At 67.7% G+C, this 17,836-nt stretch carries 21 protein-coding genes; 13 read left to right on the top strand and 8 right to left on the bottom strand.

Features of this window, described 5'->3' with window-relative positions:
• Window positions 1–8: 8 nt before the first annotated feature.
• The 4 genes from I7X18_RS26955 (at window position 9) to I7X18_RS26940 (ending at window position 2,597) form a co-directional block, all read left to right on the top strand.
• Window positions 9–356 (top strand): STAS domain-containing protein, encoded by a 348-nt coding sequence (locus I7X18_RS26955; protein WP_193045920.1) that lies wholly within the window; start codon window positions 9–11, stop codon window positions 354–356.
• Window positions 357–439: 83 nt separating this feature from the next.
• A complete protein-coding gene (locus tag I7X18_RS26950; RefSeq protein ID WP_226863315.1) occupies window positions 440–874 on the top strand; it encodes an ATP-binding protein in 435 nt (144 codons plus the stop codon).
• A 99-nt stretch (window positions 875–973) separates the two neighbouring features.
• Window positions 974–2,176, top strand: a complete 1,203-nt coding sequence (locus tag I7X18_RS26945) for a cytochrome P450 (protein ID WP_404822792.1) — start codon at window positions 974–976, stop codon at window positions 2,174–2,176.
• 10 nt (window positions 2,177–2,186) lie between these two features.
• Window positions 2,187–2,597, top strand: coding sequence for a nuclear transport factor 2 family protein (locus I7X18_RS26940; protein ID WP_193045709.1), 411 nt, complete (start codon window positions 2,187–2,189; stop codon window positions 2,595–2,597).
• 13 nt (window positions 2,598–2,610) lie between these two features.
• Here I7X18_RS26940 and I7X18_RS26935 read toward each other — a convergent pair whose 3' ends face one another.
• Genes I7X18_RS26935 through I7X18_RS26920 form a run of 4 tightly spaced genes read right to left on the bottom strand, consistent with a single transcriptional unit; the run spans window position 2,611 to window position 6,715 of the window.
• Complete coding sequence (locus I7X18_RS26935) at window positions 2,611–3,300, bottom strand: GntR family transcriptional regulator (RefSeq protein ID WP_193045710.1); 690 nt, start codon at window positions 3,298–3,300, stop codon at window positions 2,611–2,613.
• Between the two features lie 43 nt (window positions 3,301–3,343).
• Window positions 3,344–4,255 carry a polysaccharide deacetylase family protein gene (locus tag I7X18_RS26930; protein WP_193045711.1) on the bottom strand — a complete coding sequence of 304 codons (912 nt, stop codon included), beginning with the start codon at window positions 4,253–4,255 and terminating at the stop codon, window positions 3,344–3,346.
• Window positions 4,256–4,265: 10 nt separating this feature from the next.
• The gene (locus I7X18_RS26925; protein ID WP_193045712.1) at window positions 4,266–5,417 is read right to left on the bottom strand and encodes a maleate cis-trans isomerase family protein; all 1,152 of its coding nucleotides are present in this window, start codon (window positions 5,415–5,417) and stop codon (window positions 4,266–4,268) included.
• Window positions 5,414–6,715: an MFS transporter gene (locus tag I7X18_RS26920; protein ID WP_193045713.1), complete on the bottom strand. Its 1,302-nt coding sequence runs from the start codon at window positions 6,713–6,715 to the stop codon at window positions 5,414–5,416. Before I7X18_RS26920 ends, I7X18_RS26925 begins: the two co-directional genes overlap by 4 nt.
• 122 nt (window positions 6,716–6,837) lie before the next feature.
• Here I7X18_RS26920 and I7X18_RS26915 point away from each other — a divergent pair, with 122 nt between their 5' ends.
• Window positions 6,838–7,476, top strand: a complete 639-nt coding sequence (locus I7X18_RS26915) for a fumarylacetoacetate hydrolase family protein (RefSeq protein ID WP_232375343.1) — start codon at window positions 6,838–6,840, stop codon at window positions 7,474–7,476.
• A 79-nt stretch (window positions 7,477–7,555) separates the two neighbouring features.
• Window positions 7,556–8,425 carry a rhomboid family intramembrane serine protease gene (locus I7X18_RS26910; protein ID WP_193045715.1) on the top strand — a complete coding sequence of 290 codons (870 nt, stop codon included), beginning with the start codon at window positions 7,556–7,558 and terminating at the stop codon, window positions 8,423–8,425.
• A gap of 28 nt (window positions 8,426–8,453) precedes the next feature.
• Here I7X18_RS26910 and I7X18_RS26905 read toward each other — a convergent pair whose 3' ends face one another.
• Together I7X18_RS26905 and I7X18_RS26900 are read right to left on the bottom strand one after the other, a co-directional pair.
• Window positions 8,454–8,702: a hypothetical protein gene (locus I7X18_RS26905; RefSeq protein ID WP_193045716.1), complete on the bottom strand. Its 249-nt coding sequence runs from the start codon at window positions 8,700–8,702 to the stop codon at window positions 8,454–8,456.
• Window positions 8,703–8,822: 120 nt separating this feature from the next.
• A complete protein-coding gene (locus I7X18_RS26900; RefSeq protein ID WP_059095174.1) occupies window positions 8,823–9,047 on the bottom strand; it encodes a hypothetical protein in 225 nt (74 codons plus the stop codon).
• Window positions 9,048–9,193: 146 nt separating this feature from the next.
• On the opposite strand from I7X18_RS26900, the gene I7X18_RS26895 reads away from it, so the two are divergent.
• The 7 genes from I7X18_RS26895 to I7X18_RS26865 all read left to right on the top strand — a co-directional run bounded on the left by I7X18_RS26895 (window position 9,194) and on the right by I7X18_RS26865 (window position 15,807).
• Entirely contained in the window at window positions 9,194–10,105 is a 912-nt protein-coding gene (locus I7X18_RS26895) for an oxygenase MpaB family protein (RefSeq protein ID WP_193045717.1), read from the top strand.
• Window positions 10,102–10,362, top strand: coding sequence for a hypothetical protein (locus I7X18_RS26890; RefSeq protein WP_226863316.1), 261 nt, complete (start codon window positions 10,102–10,104; stop codon window positions 10,360–10,362). Before I7X18_RS26895 ends, I7X18_RS26890 begins: the two co-directional genes overlap by 4 nt.
• Before the next feature lie 18 nt (window positions 10,363–10,380).
• Entirely contained in the window at window positions 10,381–11,187 is an 807-nt protein-coding gene (locus I7X18_RS26885) for a hypothetical protein (protein ID WP_193045718.1), read from the top strand.
• Window positions 11,188–11,337: 150 nt separating this feature from the next.
• A complete protein-coding gene (locus I7X18_RS26880; protein WP_193045719.1) occupies window positions 11,338–13,656 on the top strand; it encodes an MMPL family transporter in 2,319 nt (772 codons plus the stop codon).
• A 34-nt stretch (window positions 13,657–13,690) separates the two neighbouring features.
• Window positions 13,691–14,389, top strand: a complete 699-nt coding sequence (locus I7X18_RS26875) for a histidine phosphatase family protein (protein ID WP_226863471.1) — start codon at window positions 13,691–13,693, stop codon at window positions 14,387–14,389.
• A gap of 107 nt (window positions 14,390–14,496) precedes the next feature.
• Entirely contained in the window at window positions 14,497–14,808 is a 312-nt protein-coding gene (locus I7X18_RS26870) for a hypothetical protein (RefSeq protein ID WP_226863317.1), read from the top strand.
• 105 nt (window positions 14,809–14,913) lie between these two features.
• Entirely contained in the window at window positions 14,914–15,807 is an 894-nt protein-coding gene (locus I7X18_RS26865) for a DMT family transporter (protein ID WP_193045923.1), read from the top strand.
• On the opposite strand, the gene I7X18_RS26860 is transcribed toward I7X18_RS26865, so the two are convergent.
• Both I7X18_RS26860 and I7X18_RS26855 read right to left on the bottom strand, forming a co-directional pair.
• Window positions 15,804–16,373, bottom strand: coding sequence for a sigma-70 family RNA polymerase sigma factor (locus I7X18_RS26860; protein WP_193045721.1), 570 nt, complete (start codon window positions 16,371–16,373; stop codon window positions 15,804–15,806). The two genes, I7X18_RS26865 and I7X18_RS26860, sit on opposite strands and share 4 nt — an antisense overlap.
• A 105-nt stretch (window positions 16,374–16,478) precedes the next feature.
• Entirely contained in the window at window positions 16,479–17,714 is a 1,236-nt protein-coding gene (locus I7X18_RS26855; protein WP_232375342.1) for an MCE family protein, read from the bottom strand.
• Window positions 17,715–17,836: the final 122 nt, after the last annotated feature.

Raw genomic sequence — 17,836 nt, 5'->3', positions numbered from 1 at the left:
GTTGGGTGTTGGACGTTCAGGATTTCGGTGTCGAACAGTGGCATGGACGGGTCGCAGTGGTGCGTGCCACGGGGGTCGTCGACATGCTGACCGCACCGCACCTGCAGACCGCGATCCGCACCGCGCACCGGAAAGACCCCGCCGGGCTGATCGTCGACCTGAGCGATGCGGAGTTCATCTCGTCGGCCGGAATTCATGTTCTGGCCGTCACCCACGACGAACTCACCCCTCAGACGCGATTCGCGGTGGTGGCGGAAGGTCCCGGCACCAGCCGACCCCTCAAGATCACCGGAATGACCGACTTCATCGACCTGTTCTCGACGCTGGATGCAGCGCTGAAAACCTTTGCTGAATGACATCCGCACGAATCGGGTAGCCCATATCCACTATGAGTTCTTCGAGCAAACCGTCAGACGGCGCCGACCTGCGATTCCTTCGCATGGGCGCTGCTGACGCGCACACGGTCGCCCGTCTGCGGGAAGACTTCACCCGGTGGATCTGTGACCACTTCGAGCTCGACGACGTCCGCTCGAGCGACATCGTGCTGGTCGTCAACGAAGCGCTGTCGAACGCCGCCGAGTTCGCCTACCGCGACCATGAGGTGGGCGACAACATCACCCTGCAGACCTCGTATGCGGCCGACACCGGCACCCTGGCCATCACGATCGCCGACCGCGGCCAGTGGCGCAGGAGCGATCCGTCGAACCAGAAGCGGTCCCGCGGCCGCGGCATCCCGCTGATGCGGGCGTTGTCCGACCGCGTCGACATCGACAAGACACCGCAGGGCACCCAGGTGCATCTGTACTTCGACCGCTGCCAGCGCCGGGTGCCCGTTGGTTCGTTGGCCGCAACCCGGCTCGCGGAGCACGCGTAAATCCTTGACCGACCGTCGCGGCGGCTGCTAGACATGGCCGCATCAGGTGTTGAGCGGTCGCCCAACATCTGACGCGGCCGAAGGCGAAGCGAGGGTGCGGTGGCGGGTCTGGTCGAGGCCGGGGTGTACTACGACCCCTACGACATCGGCATCGTCACCGATCCATACCCCACCTACGCCCGGCTGCGTGACGAGGCGCCGCTCTACTACAACGAGCGCTACGACTTCTGGGCGCTGTCGCGCCACGCCGACGTCGAGAAGGCGCTGCTGGACTGGCAGGCGTTCTCCAACAGTCGCAGCGACATCCTCGAACTCGTGCAGTCCGACTTCGACATGCCCGAGGGCGTGATGATGTTCGAGGACCCGCCCGGACACACCATGCTTCGCGGGCTGATGTCCCGGGTGTTCACCCCACGCCGGATGGCCGCGATCGAAGATCAGATCCGGCGGTACTGCAGCACCTGCCTCGACCCGCACGTCGGATCCGACGGCTTCGACATCATCGCCGAACTCGCCTCGATGATGCCGATGCGCGTGATCGGTATGCTGCTGGGAATCCCTGAGTCCGAACAGATTTCGGTGCGCGACGCCAACGACGCCAACCTGCGCACCAAACCCGGTGCCCCGATGAAGGTGGCCGACCCCGACCGGATCGCCGACGGACGCATCTACGCGGACTACGTCGAGTGGCGGGCGCAGAATCCCTCCGACGATCTGATGACCGCGCTGCTCAACGTCGAGTTCACCGACTCCGAGGGCGTGACGCGCACGCTGACACGCAAGGAAGTGCTGCACTACACGCAGGTGGTGGCCGGTGCCGGCAACGAGACCACCGGGCGGCTGATCGGTTGGCTGGCCAAAGTGCTCGCCGAACACCCCGACCAGCGCAGGCAGGTGCGCGAGGACCGCAGCCTGCTCAACCGCGTCGTCGACGAGACACTGCGATTCGAGCCGACCGGACCGCACGTCGCGCGCTGGCTGGCAAGGGATTTCGAGGCCTATGGCACGACGGTGCCCGCGGGCAGCGCCGTACTGCTGCTGTTCGGCGCCGCCAACCGCGACCACCGCCGCTACCCCGATCCGGACACCTACGACATTCACCGCGACAACATCAGCCACGTCACGTTCGGCAAGGGTCTGCACTACTGCCTGGGCGCCAACCTCGCACGTCTGGAGGGCCGCGTCGCGCTCGACGAGATGCTGAACCGCTTCCCGGAGTGGGACATCGACTACGACACCGCCCGCCTGGCGCCGACCTCCACGGTCCGTGGGTGGGAGCAGTTGCGGATCGTGGTGGCATGAGCGGCGTGAGATGAGGGACGACTTCTTCGCACTGACCCAGGCCAAGGCCAGGTACTGCTACACCCTCGACACCCGGGACTGGGCCGGGTTCGCCGACCTGATGACCGAGGACATCGAGCTCGACGTCAGCGAGGGCACCGGCGTCCCGGTGGTGCACGGTCGCGACGCCGCGGTCGACATGATCAGGTCGTCGCTGACCAGCGCGCGTTCGGCGCACCAGGTGCACACCCCGTTGATCGAGGTCGACGGTGATCACGCCCGCGTGGTGTGGGCGATGCAGGACCGGGTGGTGTGGGAGAACGGGCCGTCGCTCACGGGATACGGGCACTACCACGAACGGTGGGTGCGTGGCGACGACGGCTGGAAGCTGGCGGCGCTGCGGCTGACGCGGCTGATCATGGAGTTCGGGTCCGCCGGCTGACTCTGCCGCGGGGTCAGCCGAGCCGAGACCGGCGCGGGGTATCCGGGAACAACGTCCGCAGCGTGGTCGCCCGGTTGCGTTCGGCGTGGTCGATCGCGAGCTTCTCCGCTGTCCGCGCGTCGCGTTCGGCGATCGCTTCGACGAGCTGGTGGTGGTCGTCGGACACGGTGTGCGGGTCGGGGATCTGCCGCACCAGCCACTGCACGCGATACAGGATCGGCGCCATGATCTCGACGAGTGTGCGGTTGTGTGAGGCGGTCACGAGCAACTGATGGAAGAGTGCGTTCGCGTCGTGGGCGGCCGCCGCGTCACCGCGTTCGGCCCCTCGATCGGCGGATTCGGCCGCCTGGCGCAGCGCGATGACATCGTCGTCGGACCGATTGCCTGCCGCCTCCCGGCACGCCATCGCCTCCAGGGCACTGCGGATGTCGAACAGTTCGGTGACGTCTCGTTCCGTCCAGTCCCGGACCACCAGACCCCGGGTCTTGCGGACTTCGAGGAAGCCCTCGCTCCGCAGTGCCTGAAGTGCCTCCCGGGCGGGCAGGCGCGAGACCCCGTAGGCCTCGGCGACATCACGCTCCACCAGACGGTACCCAGGCGGATAGCGGCCTTTGATGACGTCGGTCCGCAACGCGTCGATGAGCCGGCCCCGCAACAGCAGATTGCTGGCTGGACTGCCGTCGTCGGAGGGCGTCGGGGACATGGTGCGCCCAGTTTAGTCATTCCCGTCTGCGCCGACGCGCACGTCAGCGACTGACGCAGTCCGGGCGCGTCGGCTGGCCGAACGGATACCGCGTGCGGAACTCGTCGGCCGCGGCGGCCATCGTGACGAACTCCACGCCGTCGAAGCTCCCCCAGCGATCCAGGAGCCGTTCGAGCATCAGCAGTACCTGGGGGCGTCCGGAGACGTCTGGATGCAGCGTCATCGGGATCACCGCGTAGTCCAGTTCCCGGTAGACCCAATCGAATTGGTCGTTCCAGAGCTGTTCGATATCGCGCGGGTTCACGAAGCCGTGCGAATTCGGGTGGTTCTTGATGAACATCATCGGAGGAAGGTCGTCGACATACCAGTTGCCGCAGAACTCGACGATGTCGATCTCATGGCCGTGCTTGAGCGGCTTCATCCAGTGCGCGGCCGCCTTGGTCGTGTCGATCGGCGTCCACTCGTCACCCACGCGGGCGTAGAACGGCACGAAATCGTTGTAGTTCTGCGAGTGGTCGTAGGAGAACCCGTGCTCTTCGAGAATCGACACGGTGTGTTCGCTCATCTCCCACCACGGCGCCACGTAGCCCTTGGGTCTGGTCCCCGACAGTTTCTCGACGAGTTCGACGCTCTTGTCCATCACGTCGCGTTCCTGCTCCAGCGTGAGCGAACGGGGGTTCTCGTGGCTGTACCCGTGCGCCCCGATCTCGTGTCCGGCGTCGACGCACATCTGGGCCTGTTCGGGGAAGGTCTCGATGGAGTGGCCCGGCCAGAACCAGGTGGACACGATGTCGCGGCGTTCGAGCAGTTTGAGCATCCGCGGCACGCCCACCTCACCGGCGAATACGCCCCGCTGCATGTCATTCGGTGAGTCCTGCCCGCCGTAGGATCCGAGCCAGCCGGCGCAGGAGTCGACATCGATACCGACGCTGATCTGGATCTTCTTGTCCGTCACGAAATATCCCTCAGTTCTTGTTCAGTAGTGATCGAAGAGCGTGGCGCGCGTCATCCATCGCGGTGAGATCGTCGGCCGTCCAGGCGCGTTCGCCGATGCTGTGGGCGGAGAACCAGGCGACGAGTTCACCTTCGCGCTCGACCGGCCCCAGCGCCTGGGCGCTGACGCCGTAAACGTCACGCAGGGCCTGTGGCGGGTAGGGAGGTTCCACGAACGCCGGTTGCACCAGCACCTGGCGCTTCTCCTCCAGCCACATCACCGTCTCGAGCTTGCGTTGATCCAGTGACGGGTCATGCTGAATGGACCGCACACCGGGAGCGCATGATTCGGCGGCACACAGATCGACGTGCAGGCCAAGCGCCGCATCGTCGATCCGCACGGTGGTCCGATCGCACCCCGTCCGCTCCCGCAGCTCGGTGACGATCTTCTTCGCCCGGTGACGGAACGACGCCTGTTCCAGCACCCTGCCCGCTCCGGTGATCCGCCCGTCGGCGCCTGCGAGTTCCATTGCCCACCACAGTGTCGCGGCGATGCTGTCGATCACCGGGATGCCGAGTGCCTCCTCGACCTCACCGGTCACCGTGGTGCCGTCGACGTTGGTGCAGATCAACGCAACACCCTGGGCGCCTTCGGTTTTCGGGGCCGCTGCCAACAGCAGTTCGGCCACCGCGGCGGGAGTCTGCCTGCCGAACGACAAGTTGTCGGTGAGCTTCCACTCCGCATGCGAGACGATGCCGACTCCGTGACACGCGTACTCCCCGACGATGGCCTCGACCACGTCGTCGGTGTAGGGCGACGCGCATGCCAGCGCGGTGATCCCGAAGTCATGGCAGACCTGCAGAATGGCGAGCGTCGACGTCGCGGCGCGGATACCGGTCGCCTCCGTGATCGCCGCGCAGATCTGTCGGTCGTGCTCGACGCCGAGCCAGGAACCGGCAGTGCCGTTCCAGACGATGCAGTCGACTTCGGCGTCGGCCAGCAACCGGGCGGCGGCGAGCATCGTGTCGACGTCGAACGCGGCGCCGATGCCGTCAAGGGTGATGGACTGCACGGGAATTCGGGTGTAGTGCACGGTGACGTCGGCGCGATCGGCCAGCAGTCGCGACGTAGCCGGTTCGAGTGCTGTGTTGGACGACGGAACGATCATCCCTATGCGGGTCATACCGCGATTCCCTTCTCTGTGGATGCGAGTGAGGCCTTGGGGGCCAGTCGCGTGGAGTAGTCCAGCACGAGCACCGCCGCCGTCATGATCACGCCCGCGCCGACGAAGTACAGCAGCGCCCAGGTGTAGCTGCCGGTGCCGCCGACGATGAATCCGACCGCCATCGGGGTGACGAACCCGGATATGTTGCCGGCCAGGTTCATCGCGCCACCGAGGATGCCCGCGTCCTCACGGCCGCCGAGGATGGCGGGCACCGACCAGAACAACCCGACCCAACGGAGGAAGAACAGCACCGTCGACAGCAGCACGATCGCGGCGATCGGCCCGGGCATGAGCACCACTCCGACCAGGCCCGCCACCACGCAGACGCCGGCGAAACCCAGCAGGCCCCGCATCACGCGGTTGGTGGCGTAGCCGGCCTCCTTCAGCCGGTCGGCGAGTTGTCCGCCGATGATCTCACCGGCGAAACCGGCGCCGAAGATCGCGAAGGTGGACCAGCCGATGGCGTTGAGGTTGAATCCCTTGCTCTCCGAGAGGAACAGCGGGCCCCACGTGAGCAGACCGTAGAAGACTCCGTTGAATCCCAGCCAGCCCAGACACATCGCCCAGAAGCTGCGGTACTTCATGTAGTAGACCAGGCCCGCACGTTTCCCGGTGGATTGGTGACGAGCGCTCTCCTCGCGGTGCGCGTTCATGAGGTACTCGCGCTCGGCCGCGTTGACCTTCGGGTGTTCCTCCGGGGTGTCGCGGATCGCCCGCCATGCCCAGATGCCCAGGAACATGGTGACTACGCCCGCGATGATGAACGCCCACCGCCAGCTTCCGGTTGCGGCGATGAGGCTGGCGATGGCGATGCCGCCGACCGCCGACCCCAGCGGCGCACCGGCGTCGAGAATCGTCGCGCCGCGGCCACGCTCCTTCTCCGTCAGGAACACCGCGTTGAGCTTGCCGCCGGCGGGCATGATGGGTGCCTCGGTGATGCCGATCGCGCCCCGGGCGACGGCCATGGTGGCGATGTTCGGCGCCATGCCGGACAGAGCGGTCGCGGCGCCCCACCCGGTGCAGGCCGCGGTGATGAGTTTGCGCGGGCCGAATCGGTCGATGAGCCAGCCCGCCGGGATCTGCATGGCGGCGTAGGCCCAGAAGAACGCCGACAACAGCATGCCGGTGACTTCGGCACTGATGTGGAATTCCTCTTTGATCGCAGGCAGTGCCACAGACAGCGAGCCCCGGTCGACGTAGTTGACCGTTACCAGCAGGAGTAGCAGGGTGAACATGCGCCAACGGGCGTTGGACATCTGATTTCCTTTGTTTGGTATACCAAGGCGGTATTCCAAACAAACTTAAATCGGCCGCGGGCTCGACGACAAGCCGCGGGTGTAACGGCTTCGTTAACGATATGACCTGCTGTGGAGGTTGGGTGAAGCGCTCCCATGACGTCCGAACCATCTGGGGCACCGCCCGGAACTTTCCCGTCGGCGCGAGTCGCCCGCCCGTCGAGCCGCAACTGTTCATCAAGAACGCCCACGCGGTGATCGGGCCCGGCGAGCCCCTGCGCCTTTCCGGCGGGGTCGCCCAGCGCGTCGTCGCGGAGGGGGAACTGGCGATCGTCATCGGCGAGCGGTGCCGCGGACTGGCCACTCCCGCACAGGCGCGGACGTGCATCGCCGGATACTGCGTGGCCAACGACGTCACCGCGCGCGACCTGCAGGAGTGCGACGACCACTGGTCGCGAGGCAAAGGGCTCGACGGCTTCTGCCCGTTGGGGACCGAGCTGGTGGCGCCACCGGACCTGCCGGCCTGGGATGAGGTGGTCATCAGGACGTGGGTCGCCGAGAAGCTGGTCCAGGAGGAAGCGGTCGCGGCCGCCTACGTGGGGCCCGAAGAACTCGTGTGCTGGGCGTCGCAGCAGTTCACCCTCCATCCCGGCGACGTCTTTCTACTCGGGACACCGGATTATCGACCCTCCGGCGACGAGACCGGGGCGGTGCTGCGGCCTGGATGCACGGCCAGAGTGGAGATCGCCGGGATCGGGGAGCTGGTCACGCCAGTGGTCTGAGGCCTCGGGGCCGCACAATGGACACCGCACAATGGACATTGCCGAGACACGCTGCGACGCGCGACCCCGGAAGTGAGAGATGAACCCCCAGTACCCGCAGTCACCGGCGCAGGCGCCGAGCTGCTACCGGCACCCCGACCGCCAGACCTACGTGCAGTGCACCCGGTGCGGACGCTACATCTGTCCGGAGTGCATGCGCTCGGCCGCTGTCGGGCATCAATGCCCTGACTGCGTCGGCGAGGCCAACCGCGCGGCGCCGCAGGCCCGCACGGCGTTCGGCGGGCGGCTGCCGGATTCGAGCAGGCCGGTGGTCACCTATGCGCTGATCGCGGTGAACGTGCTGGCCTTCCTGCTGCAGAGCGCGTCCGGCGAGCTGTACCGCGAATTCGTCCTGTGGTCGCCCGGGGTCGCCGAGGGGGAGTGGTACCGCCTCGTCACGTCGGCGTTCCTGCACTACGGGGCGATGCACCTGCTGTTCAACATGTGGGCGCTCTACGTGGTGGGTCCGCCGCTGGAGATGTGGCTGGGCCGGTTGCGCTTCGGGGCCCTCTACGCGCTCAGTGCGCTGGGCGGGTCGGTGCTGGTGTATCTGCTCTCACCACTGAACGCCGGTACGGCCGGGGCGTCGGGCGCGGTGTTCGGGCTGTTCGGCGCGATGTTCGTGGTGGCCCGCCGGCTGAACCTCGACATCCGCGGGATCGCGGCGATCATCATCCTCAACCTGGTGTTCACGTTCGTGTTCCCGCTGATCAGTGGGCAGGGCATCAGCTGGCAGGGCCACGTCGGCGGCCTGATCACCGGTGCGGCGATCGCCGCGGTGTACGCGTACGCCCCGGCCGCGCGCCGCAACGTGGTGCAGGGCGGTGTGACGGCGGCGGTGCTGCTGCTGTTCGTGGCCCTGATCTGGTGGCGCACCGAGGAGATCTTTGCGCTGTTCGGGGTGCGCTGACCCGTCGACGCCCGGGTCAAACCCGGTGTCAGGTGTGCGGGGTCGGGCTCTGGGTGGACTCCCACTTCGACTCCAACGACCGGGTCACCGATGTGCCCGCGGCGAATTCCTTCTCGAAGGTCTCCCCGTCGTCGCCCTCGAGCGTGACGAGGTAGGAGTCTTCACCGTCGTTCTTGTGGACGACCTTGTAGGGCTGCGGTCCCGACCCGCGGTCCACGGCGATGATGTCGCCCGGGGCGACGACGTCGATCGACTCGTCGGCGAACTCGTTGCTCATGGCGTGCCGCGTACCCCGCGCGGGCGGCCACCCAAACGCGAGTTGCGTAACGCCAGGGCGGCAGAACGCGCCGAGAACCGCCACTGCGTTACGCAAACGAGTGGTCCGACGCGACTCAGGTCAGGTCATACAGACATCGGAGAACAGCAGCACCGGCCACGAGGCGATCGACCCCAGGAACGAGATCGCCAGGTCGACACCGTGCATATCACTGAGGTGATCGGTGTGCGTACTGGACCAGATGACCCCGACGATCAGGTAGGGCGTGCCCAGGAGCAGTCCGATCCCGATCAGTTCGGCGATGGTCAGCTTGTAGCTGAGGATTTGGCGAAGCTTCGTCTCCATGCGGTGACCCTCCCGATCTCGTCAAATGTTAACGATCATTCGGCACCGTGGAGACGGGATTCCACCGTTTTCTCCTGCACGCACAGCGGCGATGTTCATCGCAGATCGCCCAACCGGCCATCGCCTGTTGTGGAATGCTCGCAGGCATGGCACTGCCGCATCGCAGCGGACGGGTATCGGCGGCTGGACGGAGTCTGACCCTGGCCGACACCCGCATCACGATCGGACGCCGCACGGCACGCTGGTCGGACGACGCGGTGACCGCCACCGACGCGATGGACTTCTGGTCGTTTGCCGCGGGTGCGGCCAACGTGATCATGCAGCTGTCGTGGCCCGAGGTCGGCTACGGGGTGGTGGAGAGCAAAGTCGATTCCGGCAACCTGCTCAAACACCCGTGGAAACGCGCCAGGACCACGTTCTCCTACCTCGCCGTCGCGCTGTTCGGCACCGACACCGACCGCGCCGCCTACCGGGCGGCGGTCGACGGCGCGCACCGGCACGTGAAGTCGACCGACGCCAGCCCGGTGCGCTACAACGCGTTCGACCGCGACCAGCAGATGTGGGTCGCGGCCTGTCTGTTCGTCGGGCTCGAGGACGCCTATCAGATGCTGCGCGGTGAGATGACCCCCGAACAGGCCGAGCAGTTCTACCGATCGGCGTGGCCGCTCGGCACCACGCTGCAGGTCTCCGAGGACCAGTGGCCGCCCACCCGTGCCGAGTTCGACACCTACTGGAACAGCGCCTGCGGACGGGTCTCGGTCGACGACAACGTGCGTGGCTACCTGAGCGACCTGATCGATCTGCGGATGATCCCGGCGCCGCTGCGCTGGTCTTCGCGACATCTGTTGCAGTTCCTCACCGTCGGGTTCCTCGCGCCGATCTTCCGGGAGGCGCTCGGGGTGACGTGGAGTGCACGCGAGCAACGGTGGTTCGAACAACTATTCCTGTTCGTCGCCTTCGTCAACCGCTTCCTGCCCGCCCCCATCCGGCAGGGCGGCAGCCATCTGCTGCTGGCCGACGTCCGCCGCCGGGTGCGCCGAAGCCGGCCGTTGATATGAACGACATGCTCGGTGCGCTGCGCCGCCTCCTGTTCAGGGAGGTGAGCGTCGCAGATCTGCTCGAAGCGGCGCTGTGGCTGGCCATCCCCTACCTGGTCGTCGGGATGGCGTTCACCTTCACGCACCCGCAGTACGTGGGGTTCTTCGAAGGCCAGTTCGCGACCCGCCTCCCGGCCGGGGCCGACCTCGCAGCGTTCGGTCAGACGATGCTGCTGTGGCCGGTGCTGCTGATCGCCGACTACCTCTGCGCCGCCTGAGGGCAGATCCACGCCATCATGGACGGTATGGCCGACGACCCGCTGGACCAGTTGTACGCGGTGGCGCCTGAGGAGTTCACCGCGCTGCGTACCCGGCTGGCCGCCGACGCCAAGAAGCGCGGCGACGCGGCGGCGGCCAAACGGATCGCCGCGGCCCGCAAGCCCACCACGTCGGCAGCGGTGGTCAACCGGCTCATCCACCACGACCCCGAGGTGCGGGACCGGTTGGCCGGGCTGGGCGAGGAGTTGCGGGCCGCGCACACGTCGATGGACGGCGAACGCATCCGGGAGCTGTCGTCGCGGCAGCGCAAACTGATCGAGCAGCTGACCAAGGCCGCGCTGGAGGCGTCGGAGGTCACCTCGCCGACGGCCGCGCTGCGTGACGACGTGACGGGCACGCTGCAGGCGGCGGTTGCCGATCCGGAGGTCACCGCGCGCCTCGGCCGGCTGGCGAAGGCCGAACACTGGTCGGGATTCGGCGGCTTCGGCGACTCCGAGATGGTGTTCAGTGCACCCGCCAAGAAGAAAGAGCCGGCGAAGCCGGCACCGTCCGACGAGGAAGACCGGGAGCGTAGGCGCAGACACGAACAGGCCCGTGCCGTGCTGGCCGCCGCCGAACGCGCGCAAGCCGACGCCGACGACACCATGGCGCAGCGGCAGAGCGATCTCGCCACTGCCCGATTGCGCCACGAGGACGCCAAGGAGCGTCTGGCCAAGGCTGAGCAGGCACTCACCGATGCCGACGCTGCGTATCAGGAGTCCAAACGCGCCAGCCGCGAGGCGGCGGACGTGGTCAAGGCGGCGAAAGCCGAAGCGCGCGGCTGAGCGCCTGCAGGGTTAGCCTGGTGCGGCCGCCGCCAAACGTGTGTTTGCCGGCTTGTTCCGAAAAGTGGCGCGCATCATGCTCTTTGGGTCATGGTGGCGTTCACTACAACCGATGGCCGACTCGAGTACTGCGAGCCTACTCTCAGTTTCATGGCGTCATTTCTGCACCGCATCGGCCGGTTTGCGTTCCACCGGCCCTGGCACGTCATCGCCGCGTGGTTCGCGCTCATCGCCGTCGTGGCGGGCATTCTCGCCCTCAATCCGCCGAAGATCTCCACTGAGATGCGGATCAACGGCACGCCCGCGCAAGAGGTGATCGACCAGTTGGCGGAGCGGATGCCGCAGTCCTCCGGCGGTCAGGGCAGTATCGCCTTCGCCGCACCCGCGGGCCAGCGCATCGACGACGGGGCCAACCGCGACGCCGTGCTGGCCGCGGTCGACGCGATCTCGCGCACCGACCACGTGCTCGACCCGCGCCGGATGGCCGAGGCTGAGATGGCGAAGGGCCCCGCCAGCCCGACGCTGGCGGCGTCGGCGGCGGTGGCCCGCGCGCAGATCAACGCGCCGCCGTCCCCGGACGCGCCGCGACCGCTGACGGTCAACGGTCAGCCGATGCCCGGTGTGACGGTCTCCGCCGACGGCGCCGCCGCGCTCTACCAGTTCCAGTTCGACAAGCAGACCGCTGAACTGCCGACCGGCGTCGTCGAGCACACCATCGACGCGGCGCGCGAGGCGGTCGGCGACCGCGGTATCGAGGTGCTGCCGTCGGCGAGCATGGCGCAGATGCCCGAGATCGCCGGTGCGGGCGAGGTCATCGGCCTCATGGTCGCGGCCGTCGTGCTGATCGTCACCCTCGGCTCGCTGGTTGCGGCGGGTCTGCCCCTGGTCACCGCGCTGATCTCGGTGGCCGTCGGCGTGGGCGGTACCTTCCTGTTCTCCCACCTGTTCGACATCCAGTCGATGACGGTGGTGCTCGCGCTGATGCTCGGCCTGGCCGTCGGCATCGACTACGCGATGTTCATCGTCAACAGGCAGCGGCGGCTGATCCTCGACCGCGGCATGAGCGCCGCCGACGCCGCCGCCCTTGCGATCGGCACCGCCGGCAGTGCGGTCGTCTTCGCCGGCATGACGGTGGTGATCGCCCTCGTCGCGCTCACGGTCGTGGGCATCTCGCTGCTCACCCCGATGGCGCTCTCGGCGGCGGGCACCGTCGTCGTCTCCGTCCTCGCGGCCATCACCCTGCTGCCCGCGCTGCTCGGCCTGGTCGGTGAGCGCATCGCCTCGCCGAAGGGCCGGCACAGCGCCGAGACGGAGGAGAGCGGCCACCGGTTCGCCTCGGCATGGGTGGGCGCCGTCCTGCGCAACCGGGTACCCGCCGCGCTGGCCGGTGTCCTGGTCACCGGCGTGATCGCCCTGCCCGCACTGTCGATGACGCTCGGGATGCCCGACGGCGGCAGCTACAACCAGGGCACTCCGCAGCGCGAGAGCTACGACGTGATCGCCGAGCACTACGGCAGCGGCTACAACGGACCGCTGGTCGTCGTCGCCGAACCCGCGGCGGGCGGCCAGCTGACCACTGCCGACATCGCGGGTGCCTACAGCGATCTGCGCCGGGTGCCGGGTGTGGCCGAGGTGGTCCTGGGCGGCGTCAACGACGCCTCCGACACCGCGGTGTTCTCCGTCGTGCCGGAAAACGGGCCGACCGAGGAGGCCACCGCCCAGCTGGTGCGCGACATCCGCGCCCAGAGTGGCCCGCTGGCCGGCCTGCACAACGTGAAATTCGGCGTCACCGGCATCACCGCCATGGGCATCGACATGTCCGACCGGCTCGGCTCTGCGATCCCGATCTACGTGGGCATCGTGATGGGTCTGTCGATCCTGGTGCTGATGGTCGTGTTCCGCTCGATCGCGGTGCCACTCAAGGCGACCGCCGGATTCCTGCTCACCGTGTTCGCGACGTTCGGCGCCACCACCGCGCTGTTCCAGTGGGGCTGGTTCCAGCAGCTGATCGGGCTGTCCGCGACGGGGCCGATCCTGTCCATGCTGCCGATCATGGTGATCGGCGTGCTCTACGGGCTGGCGATGGACTACGAGGTGTTCCTGGTGTCGTCGATGAAGGAGGCCCACGTCCACGGCCACCGGGGCGACGCGGCGGTGGCGCACGGCTTCACCCAGGCCAGTCGCGTCGTCGCGGCGGCCGCCCTGATCATGACGGCGGTGTTCGCCGGCTTCGTGTTCAACGGCGATCCGATGATCAAGCAGATGGGCTTCGCGCTGGCGTTCGGCGTGCTGATCGACGCGTTCGTGGTGCGGATGACCGTCGTACCCGCGGTGATGTCGATGCTCGGCGACAAGGCCTGGTGGCTGCCCAAGCGGGTGGCGCGGGTCCTGCCCGATCTCGACATCGAGGGCGAGAAGCTCAACCGCCGGCTCGAGCAGGAGCGGGCCGGGCAGTCAGTCCCGGTCTGACCCGCGGGTCTGCGACGATGACGCGGTGACGGGTATGCGACGGCTGCTGGCCGCACTGGTGGTCGGCGCCGCGGTCATCGCCGCACCGCCCGCCGCCGCGGGCGGTCCTACGGAGATCACGCTCACGTTCGTGCGCCACGCGCAGTCCGAGGGCAACGCGTCCGGGCTGATCGATACCTCGACGCCGGGGCCGTCGATCACCGATCTGGGCCGCCGCCAGGCCGCCGATGCCGCGGCTGCATTGTCGGCGAACCGCTACGACGGTGTCTACGCCTCCACGATGGTCCGCACCCAGCAGACCGCCGCGCCGTTGGCCGCGGCGCTCGCCGAGCCCGTCATGGTGCTTCCTGGGCTGCGTGAGGTGGAGGCCGGTGAGTCCGAGGGGCTCCCGGAGGCGTCCGCGGCTCAGTATTTCGCCGCGCCGGTCCAGTGGCTGAGCGGTGACCGTGCCGCACGCATCCCCGGTTCGGTCGACGGCAACGAATTCGACGCCCGGTTCGACGCCGCGGTCCAGCAGATCTACGACAGCGCGCAGATCCACGCCGGCGGTAACCCCGTCGCGTTCTCCCACGCCGCCGCGATCATGCTGTGGGTGACGATGAACGTCGACAATCCGCATCCGGAACTGCTCCGCGACCATCCGCTGCCCAACACCGGCCGGGTCGTCATCACCGGAAACCCCGCGCAGGGGTGGACGCTGACGGACTGGGACGGAACCCCGGTCGCACCGTGAGGATGTGATCCGCATCACTGAACGCGTGATCTGCGACACATCTCAACTTCACTGCGGGCAGCAACGCCGTTAGGCTTGGCCAAGCACTGACGATGGGGAGCAGGCACATGAGGTACCGACTGATGCCGTACGTCACTCTCGAGATCGACGACCGCCTGCGCCGCCGGGCCCGTTCCTTCGGTGAACACCTACGCGTCACCATGCGCGCGTATCTGCTCAGCGCGGCCGACGACGTCGACACGGCGGGTGACCGGGTCCGCGGCATGTGCGACAAGGCCGTGCACCGCGTGGACACCGTGGTGGCGTCGGTGAACGACAAGCTCGCCCCGGCTTCGGCTTCGGCTTCGGGTTCGGCTTCGGCTTCAGCGGCGGCGTCGGGCTCGGCCGAGTCGCAGCCCGGCCGGCGAGAGGCCAGCTAGCCCCCGGCAACCAGCCGATAAGGCCGAATTCGCGCACTGCCTCTACGGTGGTGGGTGCTGTCTGTCGACAGCCTCGTTCCGGTGTGGAGAAGGGGTGTGTCCCGCTTGGTCGGCCATGGGCTTGCGGTGTTCTTCGCCTTACTGGCGGCGATCTTCATGGCGGTCGGCATCGTGGTCCGGCAGCGCGCCACCCTCGACGTGCCGCCCGAGAAGGGCGTCAGCACAGTCATGCTGCGGACGCTCCTGCGCAGGCGCGTGTGGTGGGCTGGGACCGGCGCCGCGGTGGCGGGTTTCTTCTTCCAGGCGCTGGCGCTGGGCTACGGATCGCTGCTGCTGGTGCAGCCGGTGCTGGTGTCCGCGCTGCTGTTCGCTCTCCCGCTGAGCGCGCGCATGGCGGGCCGCCGCGTGAAGCGTGCGGAGTGGCTGTGGGCGCTGGTGCTGACGGCCTCGCTGACGGTGTTCGTCGCCCTTGCCAAAACCAGCGCCGGTGACTACGACATCCCGGTCGCCCTGACGGTGATCGTGGTCGCGGTGTGTGTGGGCGTCGTGCTGGCGTGTGTGCTGATCGCGATGCGCGCCACCAACTGGCGGCGTGCGGTGATGCTCGCCGCCGCGGTCGGTGTGCTGTTCGGACTGGTCGCCGTGTTGACGAAGATCGTCATGCACATGCTGACCGAGGGCCGGGTGTACAGCGCGGTGACGACGCCCGCCCTCTATCTCGTGGTCGCGCTGGGTGTCGCGGCGACGCTGCTGCAACAGTCGGCATTCCACGCCGGTTCGCTGCAGACCTCGGTGCCGACGATGCTCGTGCTCGAACCGGTGATCGCCGTCGTCCTCGGTGCCATCGTCCTCAACGAGCACATGTCGATCAGCGGACTGGAACCGATCGCCCTGGCCGCCGCCGCGGCGGCGATGATCGCGGCGACCGTCGCGCTCGGCCGCGGCGAGGGTGCCTACGAGGAGCGACTCGAAGCCCCTTTGGCAGAACCGGTCTCCTAGGCCGCCCGGAGCTCGGCGGGACGGCGCTCACCGGTCAGCATCAGGCTGCGCAGTTGCGTGCGGCCGCGGTGCAACCGCGACATCACCGTGCCCAGCGGCGCCCCCGTCAACTCCGCGATCTCCTTGAACGCGTACCCGGCGACGTCGGCGTAGTAGACCGCCATCCGGAACTGCTCCGGCAGCGCCTGGAACGCCGCGCGCAGCTCACGGTCGGGCAGCCGGTCCAGGGCGTCGTCCTCGGCCGACCGCCATGCCGGGCCCCCGCGTTGACCGGCCGTGGTGACATCGGTGTCCGGGAAGTCCGGAGTGAGCTGTAGTGCCGGACGGCGCCGGTCCTTCCGGTATTCGTTGATGAAGGTGTTCATCTCGATCCGGTACAGCCAGGCGCGCAGATTCGTGCCTTCGGTGTAGCCGCGGTAGCCGCGGAACGCGTTGACCATGGTCTCCTGCACCAGATCCTCGGCGTCGTGGTGGTTGCGGGTCAGCCGCAGCGCCCGCTGGTGCAGTTCAGGCAGCAGCGGCGCGGTGGCCTTCTGGAAATCCTGGGGAGCGAAGTCGTGGTGCATGGCGAGTTCCCTTCGTGGCGTTGCACAAGAGACTCGTCGCTGCGCGCGCGGATGTCGTCCACGTGAGCGCCCAAAAGCGCCTACCGGCTAGCCGGTATAGACCCGTCAGGGGTTGATGGTGTTCTCGCCGATCTGGCGGCCCCACACGTACTCGATCGCCAGCGGCTGGCCGAGTTCGAGGTGGTTGTAGGGAGCGATGGAGGCGCCGGTGTCCAGGACCAGATACGGCGCGGGCCACAGATCGCGGGTGACCTTCTGCCAGCAGCCGGGACGGCCTTCGGGCCCGCCCGTGGCGTTCACCCGCGGCAGGTTGTCGGGATAGACCCACGGGTTCGACGCGCCCTGCACGGTGTTGTGCAGGTTCACCGAGTACCCGTTGCCGCCGTTGAATTCGGTGAAGGCCGGTTCGGCGTCGTGCCAGTTCCGGATCATGCAGAACAGCGACGGGCTGTTGCGATCCAGCGTCTCGGACACTGTGACAAGGTCGTTGGCGCCGCGCACGAGGTAGGGGCCGCCGCGTTCGAGCACGTCACCACCGGTGTTGCCGAAGCCGACCGCGGCCATGAGCGCCTGGTCGAGGTTGCCGCGCTGCTCGTTAAGGGTGCGGGCGGTGGTGACGGCGTTGTTCAGGCCGTCGAACAGGTCGGGTGCGGCGTCGCCGTAGACGTCGGCGAGATCGGCGAGCAGCTGGGTGTCGCGCCGGATCTGCGGCATCTGCGGGTTGAGGTCGGCGAGGATCTCGTTGCCGTTGACGACGGACTGGCCGAAGCGGTCACCGAGCCCGTCGAGAGCTTCGGCCGTGGCGGTCAGCGTCTGGTTGAGCTTGATCGGGTCGACCTGCTCGGCCACCGAGACCACCGTCTCGAACAGCGTGTTGAACTCCGTGGACACCGAATCGACGCGGATCACGTCGTTGCTCGCAATGCGTTGCGGGACAGGGTTTTCCGGGGCGGAGAATGAGATGTACTTGTTGCCGAACACGGTGGTGGCCCGGATCCCCACCTCGACGTTGGCGGGGATGAGGTCCACATATTCCGGGTGGACGGCGAGGGCGAGTTCGGCGGCGGGTTTTCCGTTGTCGTCGATCGCCGAGACCGTGTCGACGCGACCGATCGGCACGCCGTTGTAGGTGACCTTCGCGCCCGGATCCATCGACAGGCCGGACCGCTCGGCGATCATCTTCAGCTTCACCTCGGGGGTGAAGGCGCCGCGGAACTGCATCCACACCAGCGTCAGCACGAGCGCCACGATCAGCGCGGTGATCAGGAAGGCGACCTTCAGCGGCGGATCGAACCGCCACTTGGTCAACCGACGCTCCCACGCCGACCCCGACGAAGCCACCGCGAACCACCTCCTCGACCACGGTCGTCCGTCGCCTACGCCAGCCGACGGTACATCCCCGGCCACTGCCGAAGCGAGTCAACTTTTCCAACTGACGCTGCTCGGCGCAAGGCCGGGCTCGA

It is taken from the genome of Mycolicibacterium baixiangningiae, from assembly GCF_016313185.1.
Lineage (GTDB): Bacteria > Actinomycetota > Actinomycetes > Mycobacteriales > Mycobacteriaceae > Mycobacterium > Mycobacterium baixiangningiae.
This window is presented reverse-complemented; position numbering and strand designations above follow the sequence as displayed.